Here is a 14,994-nt window from a genome sequence, read left to right on the forward strand (position 1 = left end):
CACATCAGGTCCGGGTCGGTGGCGCACTCATCGCTGCCGTCAGGAACGTGATCGCCCATCGCCGGGCCGCCTCGCCCGCTACCGGGGACGTGCAGCCCGGGGAGGGCTGCTGGTGGACCTCGAGGCGGTCGACGGCCGTCACGGCGAGGATCCCCCGTATCCGGAACCGCAGCTCCTCCGGGGAAAGGCCGGGCAGGACGCGCGCGAAGGCCGCGAGGTAGCGCTCGCGGACCGTGTCCTCGCCCGGGCCGGTCCAGCCGCGCGCCTCCTCGGCCGGGTCGCTGAGGATCGTCACGATCAGCCGGGACGTCCGGGAGCCGCCCTCGTCGCCGGCCGACATCTCGTCGAACAGCGGCCCCGCGAATGCCTCCACCAGTTCGCTGACCGATGGGTCGGGGGTCCGGGCGAGCAATTTGTCGAGCCCTGCGCACTGGGCAGCGTTGATGGGCTCGATCACGCGGCGGGCGACCGCGGCCATCAGCTCCGCCTTCGACCCGAAGTGGTAGCCGACGGCGGCCAGGTTCGCTCCGGCGAGTTTGGTGATCGCGCGGACCGAGGTGCCGCGGTATCCGTGCTCGGCGAAGAGGTGCTCGGCCGCGTCGAGGAGCTGGGTGCGGGTGTCCGGGGTCGCCACACGAGGGACTATACATATGTTTGAATGAAACGAACGTATGATTAAATCGAACGTATGAAAGAAGGCGGTCATGAAGCTGCTCGTGTACGGCGCCGGGGTTTGCGGCAGCCTGTTCGCCGCCCGCATGCATGAGGCCGGCCACGACGTCTCGCTCCTCGCCCGGGGCGGGCGCCTGACCGCTCTGCGCCGGCACGGCGTGCAGCTCGCCGAGGGAGACGGCCCAGCCGTCAGGCGGGTACCGGTACCGGTGATCGAGCACGCGGGCAGCGAGTACGACCTGATCACCGTCTTCGTCCGCACCCACCAGGTGGACGCGGTGCTGGAATCACTCGCCGGCGTCCAAGGTGACGTGCTGTTCCTGCTCAACTGGGCAGCCGGCCCGGAGACGCTGGGCGCGGTGATCGGCCACGAACGGGTGCTGCTCGGCTTCCCCACGGCGGGCGGCACGATGGACGGCGACGTGATCCGCTACAGCAAGAGCAGTTTCATCACCCGTCGGGTCGCGATGCCGATCGGCGAGCCCGACGGCCGCACCACCCCGCGACTGGAACGGATCGTGGAGACGTTCCGTACCGCCGGGATCAACGCCAAGGCCGAGCCGCAGATGGACGCCTGGCTCAGGACGCACGCCGCATTCGAGGTGCCGCTCGGACAGGCGGTACACGCGGCGGGCGGCCCGGTAGCGCTGGCCGACGACCCGGACGCGGTCCGCGACATGCTCCACCTCATGCGGCAGAACCTCGCCGCGATGGAGACGCCGCCGGTACCTCGCGCGTTCGCCGCGTTGCGGGCTCTGCCGCAAGGGCTTCTCGTGGCCGTGCTCCGGCGCTTCATGAAGAGCTCGACGGCCGTGCACAGCGGACTCAACGACCCCTCGCCTGCCACGGCGGCCGAACTCGAGCGGCTGACCGAACAGCTCCGCGCCCCCGCGAGAGCCCGCTGAGAACTCCCAACAGAATGATCTCGCAATAAGGATGATCATCTGTGGCTTGGCGAGCTCGGCGCCGGAGGCGTGCTGGCGGAAGCGCTGAGAGACCTTGGACCGAGGTGACCAAATCTGCGGCACGCCGGCGTCTCCCTGCGGCCGATACACACCCGGTGGCCTGAACAACTACACATCCGGCACCTACCACCTGGCGTCGTTGTCGAGGAACACGACGCCGAGATGAAGTTTCCGCTGGTCAGAGTGGTACGTCGCGGGCCGGCCAGCGAGGAGCCCGCGCGTCCTCGTCCCGTCAGTGCCCGACGCCAGGGTCTGCGGCATGAATCGTGATCGGCGACCGATACGCCTGCCCCGCACGGACTCCGTTCCCGTTCTTCGAACCGACTTCACCGACCTCGGCGGCTGGGCTCGCCTGCTGCAGGCCCTGAAGATGCCGATCGCTTACGAGGAGGGCTCGCAGGACGTCCACGACTACGACCGCGCCATCTCGTATGTCACCCCGTTCCGCTGCTCGGCATCGACATCCATGTGAACGACGCGGGCGACGAGTCCTGGCCTCGTGAGGAGCCGTTTCGCGTTCCGGCCCTGCATATGACCAACGTCGAAATCAACGACAGCCTCGGCAATTTGTCCTTCATTGAATTCCACGGCTCCGACTGGGCGGGTTTCGAGATGTATGTGGCGGGACCAGGGACGGCCATGTACGAGGAGTTCCGCCGGATGGATCAAGAGGACGAGCGCGACTGACGGATGTGAGCCCGTCCACATGGAGACGGGCCCGCCCCACCCGGTCGGCTGCTCGGGCGGAGCCGGGCGCGGAGACAGCCGGGCCGGGGGAATGAACTACGAACCGTCGTTGCCGTCGCGCAGGGAATGGATCATCCTCCGCAGGATCCGGAACGCGTCTGACTGCTCGGTCTCGGTCATGCCGGCCAGCATTCTGACCTCGACCGACCGGACCGCCACGGTCGCCTTCTCAAGGCTCCGTCGACCGCGAGGCGTGAGTCGCGTGGGAAGAACCTTCCCGACGGGCGCCTCCGCCGGCCTGGTCACGTAGCCCTCTCGTTCCAGGGCTTGGAGCAGGACGTTCATCGACTGCCGTGTCACGAACGCGCCCCGCGCGAGCTCGGAGTTCGACAAGCCCGGCCGTTGAGCCAGCAACTCGAGGCAGGCGTAGCGCGTCACGCTCAGCCCGAGCGGCCGCAGCACCTCTTCCATGGCTGCGCGGAGGGTGCTCGACGCCTCTTTCAGCAGGTAGCCCAGTGACGTCTCCAGGTCGACGCCGACACCGTCTTGACTCATGTCAGCATTCTGACATAGGTTGGCCTGTGTCAGAATGCTGACACGAAAGAAGGAGTATCCTCATGCCGGCCACCGGCCCCGACTTCATCTCGCTCCAAGCGCGCGATCTCGACGCTTCGCAGGCGTTCTACGAGCACTACCTCGGCCTCGTCCGCTCGCAGGCCGGGCCTCCGCACGCCGTCGTCTTCGAGACGAAACCGATCGCCTTCGCACTCCGCGACGTCATTGCCGGCACCGACCTCACATCCGCTGCCCAGCCCGGCATCGGCACCGCGATCTGGCTCCACGCCACAGACGTCCAGGCCATTCACGATGCTCTGGTCGCCGACGGGCACACCATCGTCTCTGCACCGATCGACGGCCCCTTCGGTCGGACATTCACCTTCGCCGACCCCGACGGCTATCAGATCACCCTCCACGACCGCGTCTGAGGCGAACAACGATCCCAACCGCCTTGCTCAGCACGAGTCGGTCATCGAGGCTGCGCAATGGCGCGTCCGGCGTTCGGTTCCAGGTCCGCGTGAGAGCGGTATGAGCGGCACATGAGAAAGGCCTTTGAAACGCCACTCATCCATTTCTCATGGTCACATCAGCCTGGTCCCATCGAACGTCTCCACATTAGGCCGGGTGAAACGTCTGCTCAGACGCCGCGTTCTCCTGCTCAACGGTGCGCTCGCCGTTCTGCTGGCCGTGGGGATCGCCGTCGGATATCTCTCGCTCAGCGGTGGGGACGACGCGGCCGGCGCGTCCTCCACCCGCACCGCGCGAGTCGCGCGCGGCAACGTCGTGTCATCGGTGTCCGCCTCCGGCTCGGTGGCCAGCTCCCGTACGCGGGCGCTCACCTTCGGGACCTCCGGCACGGTCACCAAGATCAACGTGGCGGCCGGCGACAAAGTCAGGAAGGGCCGGGTGCTGGCCCGGCTCGACCGGACCGAGGCCGAGGAGAATGTCACCTCGGCCAAGGCGAGCCTGGCCGCCGCCGAGTCCGGCGACACCTCCAGCGCCTCGGGCTACTCCCAGTACGTCTCGGCCAAGAACTCCTACGAACAGGCCGTACGGGCGCTCGAGGGCACCAGGATCGTCGCGCCGTTCAGCGGGACGATCGTCGCGGTCAACGGCACCGTCGGCGGCTCCTCCGGCGGCTCCGCCTCCTCCTCGTCCGGTTCGTCCTCGTCGGGGCAGGGCTCATCCGGCGGCTCGACCGGGTCGTCGGGCTCCTCCAGCTCATCCAGCACTGACGGCTCCAGCTCCTCCGGGTTCATCGAGCTGGCCGATCCGGGCCGGCTGGAGGTCACCGGGGAGTTCACCGAGTCGGACGCGACCAAGCTGAAGACCGGCCAGTCCGCGACGGTCTCCTTCGACGCGCTCACCGGCGTCACGGCCACCGGCGAGGTCACCGAGATCGACATGTCGCCGACCACGAGCGACAACGTCGTCCAGTACGGCGCCACCGTCGAGCTCACCGACCCGCCGTCCTCCCTGCGGCTCGGCCAGACCGCGACCGTGCGGGTCACCACGGCCTCGGCGGAGAACGTGCTGTACGTGCCGGCGGCCGCGGTGCGAACGGCCGGCGGGCAGAGCACCGTGACCGTCCGGCAGGGCGGGAAGCAGGTCGCCGAGCAGGTTCAGACCGGCGTCTCCGGCGACCAGGGCACGGAGATCAAGTCGGGGCTGAACGAGGGCGACGAGGTCGTGATCACCACGACCACCGGCAGCGGCGACAGCGGCTCCTCCGGCGGGTTCCCCGGCGGCGGGAGCGGTGGCATCGGCGGCGCCGGTGGCGGCGGCGGAGGACGGCCGTGACCGCGCCGGTCCTGGACGTGCGCGAGGTGACCAAGGTCTACGGCGCGGGCGACACGGCCGTGCACGCCCTGCGCGGCGTCTCGCTGCGCGTCGAGCGGTCCGACTACGTCGCCATCATGGGGGCGTCCGGATCCGGCAAGTCGACGCTCATGAACATCCTGGGCTGCCTCGACGTACCGAGCGACGGCCGTTACCTGCTCGACGGCACCGACGTCGGGGGGCTCGACGAACGCCGGCTGTCGATCCTGCGCAACCGCAAGATCGGTTTCATCTTCCAGTCGTTCAACCTGATTCCCCGGATGTCGGCACTGGCCAACGTCGAGCTGCCCCTGGCGTACGGCGGCGTGCGGCCGTCGCGACGCCGGCGGCGGGCCGAGGCCGCGCTGCGCCAGGTCGGCCTCGGCGAGCGGATGGGCCACGAGCCGAACGAGCTGTCCGGCGGCCAGCAGCAACGCGTCGCCGTGGCACGGGCACTGGTCACCGCTCCGGCGCTCGTCCTGGCCGACGAGCCGACCGGCAACCTGGACACGCGGTCCACCGAGGACGTCCTGGACATCCTGGACGGGCTCAGCGCGTCCGGGCGCACGATCGTGCTGATCACCCACGAGGACGAGGTCGCCGCGCGGGCCAAGCGCGTGATCCGCCTGGTCGACGGGCGCGTGATCGACGACCGCCGGCAGGCGGCCGTGGCCGGTCCGCCGCCCGCGGCGGCCCGGGTGACGGGCGGCACCCGGTGAACCCCTGGGAGATCCTGCGGTTCGCCGTGCGCGGGCTGACCTCCAACAAGCCGCGCAGCGCGCTGACCATGCTCGGCGTCCTCATTGGCGTCGCGGCCGTGATCGTGCTGGTCGCGGTCGGGAACGGCTCGTCCCAGCAGATCAAAAACAGCATCTCCCGCCTCGGCGCGAACTCGCTGACCGTCACGCCGTCGACGTCGGCGGGCCGGCGCGGTGGCGGCATGGGCGGTCCCGGCGGCGGGTTCGGCGGCTTCGGCGGCGCCGCCGGCGGGCAGAGCAACGGCCCGCGGACGCAGGCCCACGACCTCACGGTGGACGACGCCAAGGCCCTGGTCGACCCGGTCAACGCGCCCGCGGTCAACAGCGCCTCCCCGGTCGTGACGTCCTCGTCGGTGACGACGACGTACGCGGGCACGAGTCACGCGATCAGCCAGTTCGTCGGCACGTATCCGGCCTACTTCGCCGCCGCCGACAAGGTCGTCGACCGGGGAACGGGGTTCACGAACGACGACGTGACCGGCGGCCGGAAGGTCGTGGTGATCGGGACCACGGTGGCCGAGGACCTGTTCGGCACCGTCGACCCGCTGAACAAGCAGATCAACGTGGGCGGCGCGCTCTTCACCGTGGTCGGGGTGCTGCGGGAGTCGGGGTCGTCGGGCATGCAGGACGCCGACGACGTGGCGATCGCCCCGCTGCCGGTCGTCCAGTCGAACCTCACCGGATTCGGAGGGCTGAGCGACATCGTCGTCGAGGCCCAGAGCGCGAAGGTCACCGACGAGGCGCAGAGTGAGGTCACCGACATCCTCGACCAGCGGCACGGGATCTCCGGGTCCGACACGGCCGACTTCCAGATCCAGAGCCAGGCGAGCCTGCGGTCGGCGGTGAGCGACTCCGGTAAGACCTTCACCGTGCTCCTCGGCGCGGTCGCCGCCATCAGCCTGCTGGTCGGCGGGATCGGCATCACCAACATCATGCTGGTCACCGTCACCGAGCGGACGCGCGAGATCGGCGTCCGCAAGGCCATCGGCGCGCCGCGGGGCGCGATCCTCGGCCAGTTCGTCGCCGAGGCGACCGTGCTGAGCCTGCTCGGCGGCCTGTCGGTGGTGGCGATCGGGGTCGTCGCGAGCCTGTTCCCCATCGCCGGCGTACGGCCCGTGCTGGTGCCCTCGTCGATCGTCCTGGCCCTGGCCGTGTCCGTGGCGATCGGCCTGTTCTTCGGCGGCTATCCCGCCGGCCGGGCCGCGAGGCTGCGCCCCATCGAGGCGCTGCGACACCAATGAGCGCGAGGAGAGAGAAGATGAGCGCCCGCACCCGACGCGCCGTACGCGCACCGGCCGCCGCGGAGAGCGAGGAGCTCTCCGAACCGCCGTTCGAGGACGATCTGGCCGAGGAACCGGCCAGGACGCCACTCGTCCGCAGGCGGCCGGGCCTGACCACCGTCCTCGGCGCGGGCGTGCTGGTCGCCGCCGGTTTCGTCATCGGCGCCCAGGTGGACCGTCACGCGGCGCGTCAGAGCGCCGCGCCGAGCACGCCTGCCGGGAGCGGTCTCCGGGGCCAGAACGGCACGCCGCCGGGCCAGGGCGGCACTCGAGGCACCGGACAGTCCGGTGCTCCGGGCGCCTCCGCCACGGCCGGCGTGACCGCCGGCACGGTGCAGAAGATCTCCGGCCGGACCATCTACGTCCGGACGGCGAACGGCGACGTCGTGAAGGTCACGCTGACCGGCGGTACCGACGTCAGCGTGCTCCGCAGCGGTTCGGCCACGGACCTCAAGGCCGGAACGAACGTCGTCGTGCAGGGTGACCAGGCCAAGGACGGCACGGTCACCGCGACATCCGTCAGCCAGGGCCGCTCCTCCGGCCGCTGACGTACGGAAACCCATTCCAGGAGACGACGATGATCGATGGTCAGGCGGCGGTCCGGCTGTTCGGCGGGGCGGCGGTCGCGGCCGCGCTGCTGTTCAGCGCGGCCTGCGGCGGCTCGGACCAGCGCGGTTCCGGCCAGAGTCCGACCGCCGCGAAGAGCGGCGGGTCGAACGACGCGATGGCCGCGTACCGCGAGTGCATGCGGAAACAGGGCGTCTCGACGCCCGGCCGCGGCCCGGGCGGCGGCCCGGGTAACGGCGCGCCCAGCGGAGCACCGAGCGGCACCCCGACGGCCCGTCCGTCGGGCCGCCCGAGCGGCATGCCGACCATGTCGGCGAAACAGAAGAAGGCCGCCCAGGCCTGCGCGTCACTCCGCCCCACCGGCGCACCCAACGGCGGCCAGGGCGGCGCCCCGGCCCGCCGGTAACCGGCAGCACGACACGCGTGAGGCCCGGGGACGCCTCCGGGCCTCACGCCCCCAGAAACGGCACGTCACTCCAGGCGAGCCGCGGTGCTCCCGGGAAGAACCTCGGCTCAGGTCCCCGGGGGCCGTACCGGTTCCGTGGCGGCGCGGACGTGGCGGTCGTCGGGGAGGTCGTCCAGAAGGACCGGGTGGCCCTCCGCGTCGGTCAGCGGGACCCGCCAGTTCGGGTACTCATCCGTCGTGCCCGGCTGGTTCTGGGTACGGCGTTCGCCGACCGCGTCCGCCAGGGAGACGCCGATCAGGCGGGACGGGGTGCGGGCGAGGAAGGCGTGCAGGGCGGTGGTCATGTCGGCCGGGTCCAGGCCCAGGGAGGTCAGCAGTTCGCGCCACTCCCGCAGGCCCTCCTCCAGTTCCTCGTACTCCTCCGAGGCCGGCCGGGTCAGCAGGCCGAGGCGCTCGCGCAGCGCGACGTGGTCGCCGTTCAGGTACCCCTCGATGGGCGGCATGTCGTGGGTGCCGACGGTGGCCAGGCACAGCTCGCGCCACTTGCCGGGTGGCAGCGGTCCGCCGCCGGGGTCGCGTTCGAACCAGGCCATCGACGTCCCGAACACCCCGCGTTCGGCGAACACCTCGCGCATGTAGTCCTCGACCGTGCCGAGGTCCTCGCCGACGACGACCGCGTCCGCCCGGTGCGCCTCGTACAGCAGTGCCCCGAGCATCTCGTCGTGCGGGTAGGCGACGTACGTTCCCTCGGAGGCCGGCGCGCCCTCCGGCACCCACCACAGCCGGAACACCTGCATCGCGTGGTCGAGGCGGAGGCCGCCCGCGTGCCGCAGGACGTGGCGGAGCATGGCGCGGTACGGCGCGTAGCCGGAGCCGGCGAGCCGCTGCGGGTGCCACGGCGGTTGTCCCCAGTCCTGTCCGCGCTGGTTGAACGCGTCCGGCGGCGCGCCGACGGTGATGCCCTGGGCGAACAGGTCCTGGTACGCCCAGGTGTCCGCGCCGCCGGGGTCGACGCCGACGGCGAGGTCGTGGATGACGCCGATCGGCATTCCCGCGGCGCGGGCGGCCGACTGGACCGAGGCGAGCTGGTCGTCCAGGAGCCACTGCAGCCACGAGTGGAAGCCGATCCGGTCCGCGAGCCGCTCGCGTTCGGCGGCGACCGCGGCCGAGGCGGGGTCGCGCAGCGGAGCCGGCCACGAGCGCCAGTCGGCGCCGTGGAGCTCGGCCAGCGCGCTCCAGGTCGCGAAGGCCGTCAGCGCCTCGCCCTCCCGCTCGCGGTACGCGGCGTAGGCGGCCTCGCGGCCGGGCGAGCGCGGCAACGCGTACAGCAGCTCCAGCGCGGCGCCCTTGGCCGCCCAGACCGCGTCACGGTCGAGGATGTCGGCCGTGTGGTCGCGGGCCCGTGCGGGAGCCGCGAGCTCGTCGACGCGCCGCCGCAGGTCCGGGTCGGCCCCGGCGTACTCGGGCACGTCCTCGGGCCGCAGGTAGAGGGGGCTGGTGAAGCGGCGGCTCACCGGCAGGTACGGCGAGGGCCGGATCGGCGCGGCGGGCTCGGCGGCGTGCAGCGGGTTGACCAGGACGAACCCGGCGCCGAGGTCCTGCGCGCTCCAGCGCGCCAGGCTCCGCAGGTCGGCCAGGTCGCCGAGGCCCCAGGAGCCGCGCGACCGCGCGGAGTACAGCTGCGCCATGAAGCCCCACGCACGCGTTCCCGGATCGGGTGCGCGTGGTGGGGCCACCAGCAGCGGGGCGCTCGCCGTACGGTCGCCGAGGCGGGCGTGCACGGCGTGGTCGCCGGGCGGGACGTCGGCGGGCAGCCGGTAGGAGCCGGCGCCGGACGGGGCGAGACCGATCTCGCCGCCGCCCGGCAGCTCCACCCGCAGGTCCGCTCCCGCCGGAGCGGACAGGTTCTCACCCGGGTACGCCACGAGGGACGGCGGCAGCAGCCGGGTGCGCCTCTCGTGCGCGAGACGCTCCAGTTCGGCGCGGACGGCGGCCGGAGAGGAGACGTCCGCGCCCAGCGCGGTCAGGACCGTCCTGATCGTGTCGGGTGAGACGTCGGCCGGTCGCCTCCGCCAGTCGGTGTAGGAGGTCTCGACGCCGTACGCGGCGGCCAGCTCGTTGAGATCGTTCACGCTGCCTACGATGCCCCGAGCCCGGCGGTCGAATCGACGGGTCAGTCCCAAATCGGAGGATGCCGGTCGGCCCAGGGACGGGCCGCCTCCAGCTGCGCGGACAGCGAGATGAGGGTGGCCTCGTCGCTCATCCGGCCGACGAGCATCACGCCGATCGGCAGTCCGTCGTCGCTCCAGTGCAGCGGGACGTTGACGGCCGGCTGGCCGGTGATGTTGTAGATCGAGGTGAAGGGCGTGAAGCGCTTCTGCCGCTCGAAGTTCTCGGCCGGGTCGACGTCGTCGAAGTGGCCGATCGGCACCGGCGGCTGCGCGAGGGTCGGGTGCAGGATCACGTCGTACTGCTCGGCGACCGGCATCGCCAGGCGCACCGCGAGCTGCAGCGCGCCCTGTGCCATGAACAGCTCCGGCGCGGTGATGGCGTTGCCGCGCTCGCGCAGGTGGCGGGTGAGCGGCCGCAGGCGCTCCTCGCGGTCCGGCGGCACCGGGGTGAGCGTGGCCATCGCCGCCCAGAGCGTCTCGAAGTGCGGCACCAGGTCGGCGCCCAACGGCATGTCGAACTCTTCGACCTCGTGTCCCAGCTCGGTGAGCAGCTCCGTGGCGGCCTCGTAGGCGGCCACGCAGTCGGGGTGGATCTCCGCGCCGGGGACGGCCGAGGCCATGCTGCGGCCGATGCGCAGCCGGCCGGGCGCGCGGTCGGCGGCCTCCAGGAAGGTGCCCTCCTGCGGGGCGGCGTGATACATGTCACCCGGCCGGTTGCCGGAGATCAGGTCGAGCATCAACGCGGCGTCGCGCACGTCGCGGGCGATCGGGCCGTTCGTGGCGAGCCCGGTCAGGTCGGGCACGATCGGGCCGTGGCTGACCCGGCCGCGCGTCGGCTTGATGCCGAACAGGCCGCACACGCTGGCCGGGATCCGGATCGACCCGCCACCGTCGCTGCCCTGGGCGATCGGCGCGAGACCCGCGGCGACCGCGGCGGCGGCTCCCCCGCTCGACCCGCCGGCGGACCGGGACAGATCCCAAGGGGTACGCGCCGGGGGCGCGACGTCGTTCTCGGTATAACAGGGCAGTCCGAATTCCGGCGTATTGGTCTTACCCAGCAGAATCGTGCCCGCCTCACGGAGCGACGTGACGACGTTGTCGTCGGCGAATCCCTGGAAATCGTCGAAGGCGGCCGAGCCGAGTGTCATCGGCACGTCCTTCACCATGTTCAGGTCCTTGATGGGCACGGGCACGCCCAGCAAAGGCGGCGTGTCCCCCTGCGCGACCGCCTTCTCGGCGGTTTTCGCCTGCTCACGTGCCATGTCGGCGGTCACCGTCACGAACGCGCCCACCTGGTCGCCCAGGCGGTCGATGCGATTCAGGTAGTGTTCGGTGACGTCGACGGGTGAGAGTTCGCGGTCGCGGATCGCGGCGGCCTGCTCGCGCGCGCTGAGGTCATGAATTTGGGTCACAAGTGAAGACGGTACGCCCACCGAAAGTTGCACGGCCACCGTGGGGGATGATGCGAAATCTACCCCTGTCTTACCGGGGCTAATCAACGACTCAGGGGGACAAAACTGTCGACATGACACGACTAGGCACTCGGCGCGAAGCCTCGTTACCCTTCCCCAAGGAAGATCATGTTCGCTGCCGTCGATCGAGCAGGGAGTGTCGGAAATGGCCCCTGTGGAGCGGGATACGTCCACCCAGACCTCCACACGCGAGCAGGATGACGCATCCCGGCCGGAGGAACAGAGTCCGTTCGAACGCGAGCGCCCCAAGCAGGAAACGTACGGCGACATGATCGGTGATCCCCAGGTCCAGAGGTGGATCCGCCGGTCGGTCGCGGCGCTGGCCCTCGGGCTGCTGTTCGCGCTGCTGGTCAATCTTCCGGTCGGCCTCCTCGTCGCCATCGCGGTGGTGGTCGCCGACGTCGCGCTGAAGAACCGCAAGGAGTCGAGCGTCGAGGCGTGGCGCAAGCCGTCCGTCGCCGAGCGCAAGACCGAACGGCAGCTGCGCGGCATGGAGAAGTCCGGCTACCGCACCCTGCACGCCCGCGCCGTCCCGCGCGACGACGAGGGCGTCAGTGACGGGCAGATCGATCACCTGGTGATCGGGCCCACCGGCGTGTACGCGGTCGACTCCGAGAAGTGGGACAAGCGGCTGCCGGTGCGCGCGATGTCGCACCGCAAGCTGTTCCTCGGCCCCTTCAACAAGAAGGAGCGCCTCGACGAGGCGCGCTGGGAGTCCGAGCAGGCCAGCAAGTTGATCAGCGGCGCGCTCGGCTACGAGGTGCCGGTGCAGCCCTCGCTCGCCATCTACGGTCCGGCCATTTCCTGGAAGGTCCTGATGGTCCGCGACGTCGACGTGTACGCCGGCGCCCGCGCCCGCAACTACCTGCGCCGTCGCCCGAAGATCCTCTCCTCGACGGACATCGACCGCATCTACGAGGCCGCCGAACGGGTGCTCCCGCCGAAGTACCCGTCGGACGACGACTGAGCTCCTCAGGTCAGGGTCGTGGTGCCGCCGATCACCGCGACCAGCGCTGGCTCGCCCTCGCGCACGTCCAGCTCGACGCCGAGGGCGGCCAGGCGTTCGCGTACCAGCGCGGGCTCGGGATGGCTGGCGGCGAACGCCGTCAGCGGCACGACCGGCAGGCGGCGCGCCGGATGCGGCGTCCTCCCCCAGTCGATCAGGAACGGCACGACGGCCTCGTACGGGTAGGTCAGCCGCCAGCGCAGCACCTCCCCGTCCGGCGTGCGGCGTGACAGCGGCTCGATCGGGCCCGGGTCGTACCCCAGCGTGCGGGAGCGTGCGACGCGCGCCTCGATGTCGGCGGCCCGCACCGCCCAGGCGGCCAGCCGCGGCTCGGTCAGCTCGTCGATGCCGAACGGCCGTGGCCCCTCGGGCTCCGGCTGCTCCGGATCCGGTCCGATGATCTCCAGATAGCGGAGTTCGCCCAGGCCGATGAGGTGGTTGCGCGTGCCGAGGCCCAGGTGCGGCCCGCCCTCCACCGGCCGTACGCCGGTCAGCTTGGCGAGCTGCCGGACGCTCTCCTCCAGGTCCGGAGTCGCGTAGACGAGATGGTCGAGTGTCATGGCCGTCCTAGTTGTGCCCGCGATGTAAGACGCACTGTCTCAACGCTGTGCTTCTACCCCGTACGATCGGAGTCTGAGCACAAGGGATGGAGAGGTCATGCCGCCGCTGAGGTCACGAACGGTTACGCACGGCAGGAACATGGCGGGCGCACGGGCGCTTCTCCGGGCCACCGGTGTGGCCCGTGAGGACTTCGGCAAGCCCATCATCGCCGTGGCCAACAGCTTCACCGAGTTCGTGCCCGGCCACGTGCACCTGCGCGAGGTCGGCCAGGTGGTCGCCGCCGCCGTCAAGGAGGCGGGCGGCGTGCCCCGCGAGTTCAACACCATCGCGGTCGACGACGGCATCGCCATGGGCCACGGCGGCATGCTCTACTCCCTGCCGTCCCGCGAGCTCATCGCCGACTCGGTCGAGTACATGGTCAACGCGCACTGCGCGGACGCCCTGATCTGCGTGTCCAACTGCGACAAGATCACGCCGGGCATGCTGATCGCGGCCATGCGGCTCAACATCCCCACCGTCTTCGTCTCCGGCGGCCCGATGGAGGCCGGCAAGCCGGTCGACGGCACGACCAAGCTCGACCTGATCGACCCGATGATCGCCTCCGCCGACGAGTCCGTCTCCGACGACACGCTCGCGCAGATGGAGGAGAACGCCTGCCCGACCTGCGGGTCCTGCTCGGGCATGTTCACCGCCAACTCCATGAACTGCCTGACCGAGGCGATCGGCCTGGCGCTGCCCGGCAACGGCACGGTGCTGGCCACCCACGCGGACCGCAAGAAGCTGTTCGAGGACGCCGGCCGGCGGGTCGTGGAGATCGCCCAGCGCTACTACGCCGGTGACGACGACTCGGTGCTGCCGCTGAACATCGCCACTCGCGACGCGTTCGAGAACGCCATGGCGCTCGACGTCGCGATGGGCGGCTCGACCAACACGATCCTGCACCTCCTGGCGGCGGCCCGCGAGGCGGGCGTGAACTTCGGCCTGAAGGAGATCGACGAGCTGTCCCGCCGCGTGCCGTGCGTCTGCAAGGTCGCGCCGGCCACCGCGAAGTACCACATCGAGGACGTCCACCGCGCCGGCGGCATCCCGGCCATCCTGGGCGAGCTCGACCGCGCGGGCCTGCTCAACCGTACGGTCCACACGATCCACGGCGACTCGCTCGGTGCGTTCCTGGACGCCTGGGACGTGCGCTCCGACAGCGTGTCGGCCGAGGCGACGGAGCTGTTCCACGCCGCGCCCGGCGGGGTCCGCACCACCCGGCCGTACAGCCAGAACAACCGGTGGGAGGCTCTCGACCTCGACCGCGCCGAGGGCTGCATCCGCGACGCCGAGCACGCCTACACCAAGGACGGCGGGCTGGCCGTGCTCTACGGCAACCTCGCCGTGGAGGGCGCGGTCGTCAAGACCGCGGGCGTGGAGGAGGCGCTGTGGCGCTTCGAGGGCCCGGCGGTGGTGTTCGAGAGCCAGGAGGACGCCGTGGAGGGCATCCTCGGCGACCGGGTGAAGCCGGGTGACGTGGTGGTGATCCGCTACGAGGGCCCCAAGGGCGGCCCGGGCATGCAGGAGATGCTCTACCCCACGTCGTTCCTCAAGGGCCGCGGCCTCGGCAAGGCCTGCGCGCTGATCACGGACGGCCGCTTCTCGGGCGGCACGAGCGGCCTGTCGATCGGGCACGCCTCACCGGAGGCCGCGGGCGGTGGTGACATCGCCCTGGTCGAGGACGGCGACCGCATCGTGATCGACATCCCGGGCCGCGAGCTGCGCCTCGACGTGCCGGCCGACGAGCTTCGCGCCCGCCGCGAGCGCCTGCTGAAGGACCTGGGCTCCTACCGCCCCCGCGACCGGCACCGCCCGGTGAGCGCGGCCCTCCAGGCGTACGCCGCGATGGCCACCTCCGCCTCCACGGGCGCCGCCCGCGACATCTCCCAGCTCGGCGGCGGCCAGGGCTAGGTGTTCTGTCCCGTGAGGTTGGGGATGCGGCTGGCGGGTGGTCGGCCTCCTAGCGCGGTGTGTGCGCGGTGGTGATTGTAGGTGTGCAGCCACTCGGGGAAGGCTTGGCGTCGTTCGGTCTCT

16 protein-coding genes and 1 pseudogene are annotated in these 14,994 nt (G+C 71.1%); 11 read left to right on the top strand and 6 right to left on the bottom strand.

Annotation, left to right across the window (positions count from 1 at the left end; translation table 11 throughout):
* Positions 1–4 precede the first annotated feature (4 nt).
* The gene (locus tag QSK37_RS50705) at positions 5–634 is read right to left on the bottom strand and encodes a TetR/AcrR family transcriptional regulator (protein WP_285637130.1); all 630 of its coding nucleotides are present in this window, start codon (positions 632–634) and stop codon (positions 5–7) included.
* Positions 635–704: 70 nt separating this feature from the next.
* Here QSK37_RS50705 and QSK37_RS50710 point away from each other — a divergent pair, with 70 nt between their 5' ends.
* The 3 genes from QSK37_RS50710 (at position 705) to QSK37_RS50720 (ending at position 2,324) form a co-directional block, all read left to right on the top strand.
* On the top strand, positions 705–1,577 hold the full coding sequence (locus QSK37_RS50710; protein WP_285637133.1) for a ketopantoate reductase family protein: 873 nt from the start codon (positions 705–707) through the stop codon (positions 1,575–1,577).
* A gap of 319 nt (positions 1,578–1,896) precedes the next feature.
* Positions 1,897–2,109, top strand: a complete 213-nt coding sequence (locus tag QSK37_RS50715; protein ID WP_285637136.1) for a hypothetical protein — start codon at positions 1,897–1,899, stop codon at positions 2,107–2,109.
* A complete protein-coding gene (locus QSK37_RS50720; protein ID WP_285637139.1) occupies positions 2,106–2,324 on the top strand; it encodes a hypothetical protein in 219 nt (72 codons plus the stop codon). Before QSK37_RS50715 ends, QSK37_RS50720 begins: the two co-directional genes overlap by 4 nt.
* A 96-nt stretch (positions 2,325–2,420) precedes the next feature.
* Here QSK37_RS50720 and QSK37_RS50725 read toward each other — a convergent pair whose 3' ends face one another.
* Positions 2,421–2,879, bottom strand: coding sequence for a MarR family winged helix-turn-helix transcriptional regulator (locus QSK37_RS50725; protein ID WP_285637141.1), 459 nt, complete (start codon positions 2,877–2,879; stop codon positions 2,421–2,423).
* Positions 2,880–2,941: 62 nt separating this feature from the next.
* On the opposite strand from QSK37_RS50725, the gene QSK37_RS50730 reads away from it, so the two are divergent.
* From QSK37_RS50730 to QSK37_RS50755, 6 genes are all read left to right on the top strand, one after another.
* A complete protein-coding gene (locus QSK37_RS50730; protein ID WP_285637143.1) occupies positions 2,942–3,310 on the top strand; it encodes a VOC family protein in 369 nt (122 codons plus the stop codon).
* A gap of 196 nt (positions 3,311–3,506) precedes the next feature.
* Positions 3,507–4,682 (top strand): efflux RND transporter periplasmic adaptor subunit, encoded by a 1,176-nt coding sequence (locus QSK37_RS50735; RefSeq protein WP_285637146.1) that lies wholly within the window; start codon positions 3,507–3,509, stop codon positions 4,680–4,682.
* The gene (locus QSK37_RS50740; RefSeq protein ID WP_285637149.1) at positions 4,679–5,419 is read left to right on the top strand and encodes an ABC transporter ATP-binding protein; all 741 of its coding nucleotides are present in this window, start codon (positions 4,679–4,681) and stop codon (positions 5,417–5,419) included. The genes QSK37_RS50735 and QSK37_RS50740 overlap by 4 nt, the downstream gene beginning before the upstream one ends.
* Positions 5,416–6,699, top strand: a complete 1,284-nt coding sequence (locus QSK37_RS50745; RefSeq protein ID WP_285637152.1) for an ABC transporter permease — start codon at positions 5,416–5,418, stop codon at positions 6,697–6,699. Before QSK37_RS50740 ends, QSK37_RS50745 begins: the two co-directional genes overlap by 4 nt.
* Positions 6,700–6,716: 17 nt before the next feature.
* Positions 6,717–7,286 (top strand): hypothetical protein, encoded by a 570-nt coding sequence (locus QSK37_RS50750; protein ID WP_285637154.1) that lies wholly within the window; start codon positions 6,717–6,719, stop codon positions 7,284–7,286.
* 29 nt (positions 7,287–7,315) lie between these two features.
* Positions 7,316–7,711, top strand: coding sequence for a hypothetical protein (locus QSK37_RS50755; protein ID WP_285637156.1), 396 nt, complete (start codon positions 7,316–7,318; stop codon positions 7,709–7,711).
* A gap of 107 nt (positions 7,712–7,818) precedes the next feature.
* On the opposite strand, the gene malQ is transcribed toward QSK37_RS50755, so the two are convergent.
* Positions 7,819–9,843, bottom strand: coding sequence for a 4-alpha-glucanotransferase (gene malQ, locus QSK37_RS50760; protein WP_285637159.1), 2,025 nt, complete (start codon positions 9,841–9,843; stop codon positions 7,819–7,821).
* 41 nt (positions 9,844–9,884) lie between these two features.
* Positions 9,885–11,294 carry an amidase gene (locus QSK37_RS50765; protein ID WP_285637162.1) on the bottom strand — a complete coding sequence of 470 codons (1,410 nt, stop codon included), beginning with the start codon at positions 11,292–11,294 and terminating at the stop codon, positions 9,885–9,887.
* 205 nt (positions 11,295–11,499) lie between these two features.
* Between QSK37_RS50765 and QSK37_RS50770 the strand changes: the two genes are divergently transcribed.
* A complete protein-coding gene (locus QSK37_RS50770; protein WP_285637165.1) occupies positions 11,500–12,321 on the top strand; it encodes a nuclease-related domain-containing protein in 822 nt (273 codons plus the stop codon).
* Positions 12,322–12,326: 5 nt separating this feature from the next.
* Here the strand turns inward: QSK37_RS50770 and QSK37_RS50775 are convergent, their stop codons facing one another.
* On the bottom strand, positions 12,327–12,920 hold the full coding sequence (locus QSK37_RS50775) for a VOC family protein (protein ID WP_285637168.1): 594 nt from the start codon (positions 12,918–12,920) through the stop codon (positions 12,327–12,329).
* A 97-nt stretch (positions 12,921–13,017) separates the two neighbouring features.
* Here QSK37_RS50775 and ilvD point away from each other — a divergent pair, with 97 nt between their 5' ends.
* A complete protein-coding gene (ilvD, locus tag QSK37_RS50780; protein ID WP_285574303.1) occupies positions 13,018–14,871 on the top strand; it encodes a dihydroxy-acid dehydratase in 1,854 nt (617 codons plus the stop codon).
* Here ilvD and QSK37_RS50785 read toward each other — a convergent pair.
* A pseudogene (locus QSK37_RS50785) lies at positions 14,868–14,994 on the bottom strand (integrase core domain-containing protein); the annotation flags it as partial. The gene ilvD and the pseudogene QSK37_RS50785 sit on opposite strands and share 4 nt — an antisense overlap.

It is taken from the genome of Actinoallomurus iriomotensis (assembly GCF_030269445.1).
In the GTDB taxonomy this organism is placed as follows: domain Bacteria; phylum Actinomycetota; class Actinomycetes; order Streptosporangiales; family Streptosporangiaceae; genus Actinoallomurus; species Actinoallomurus iriomotensis.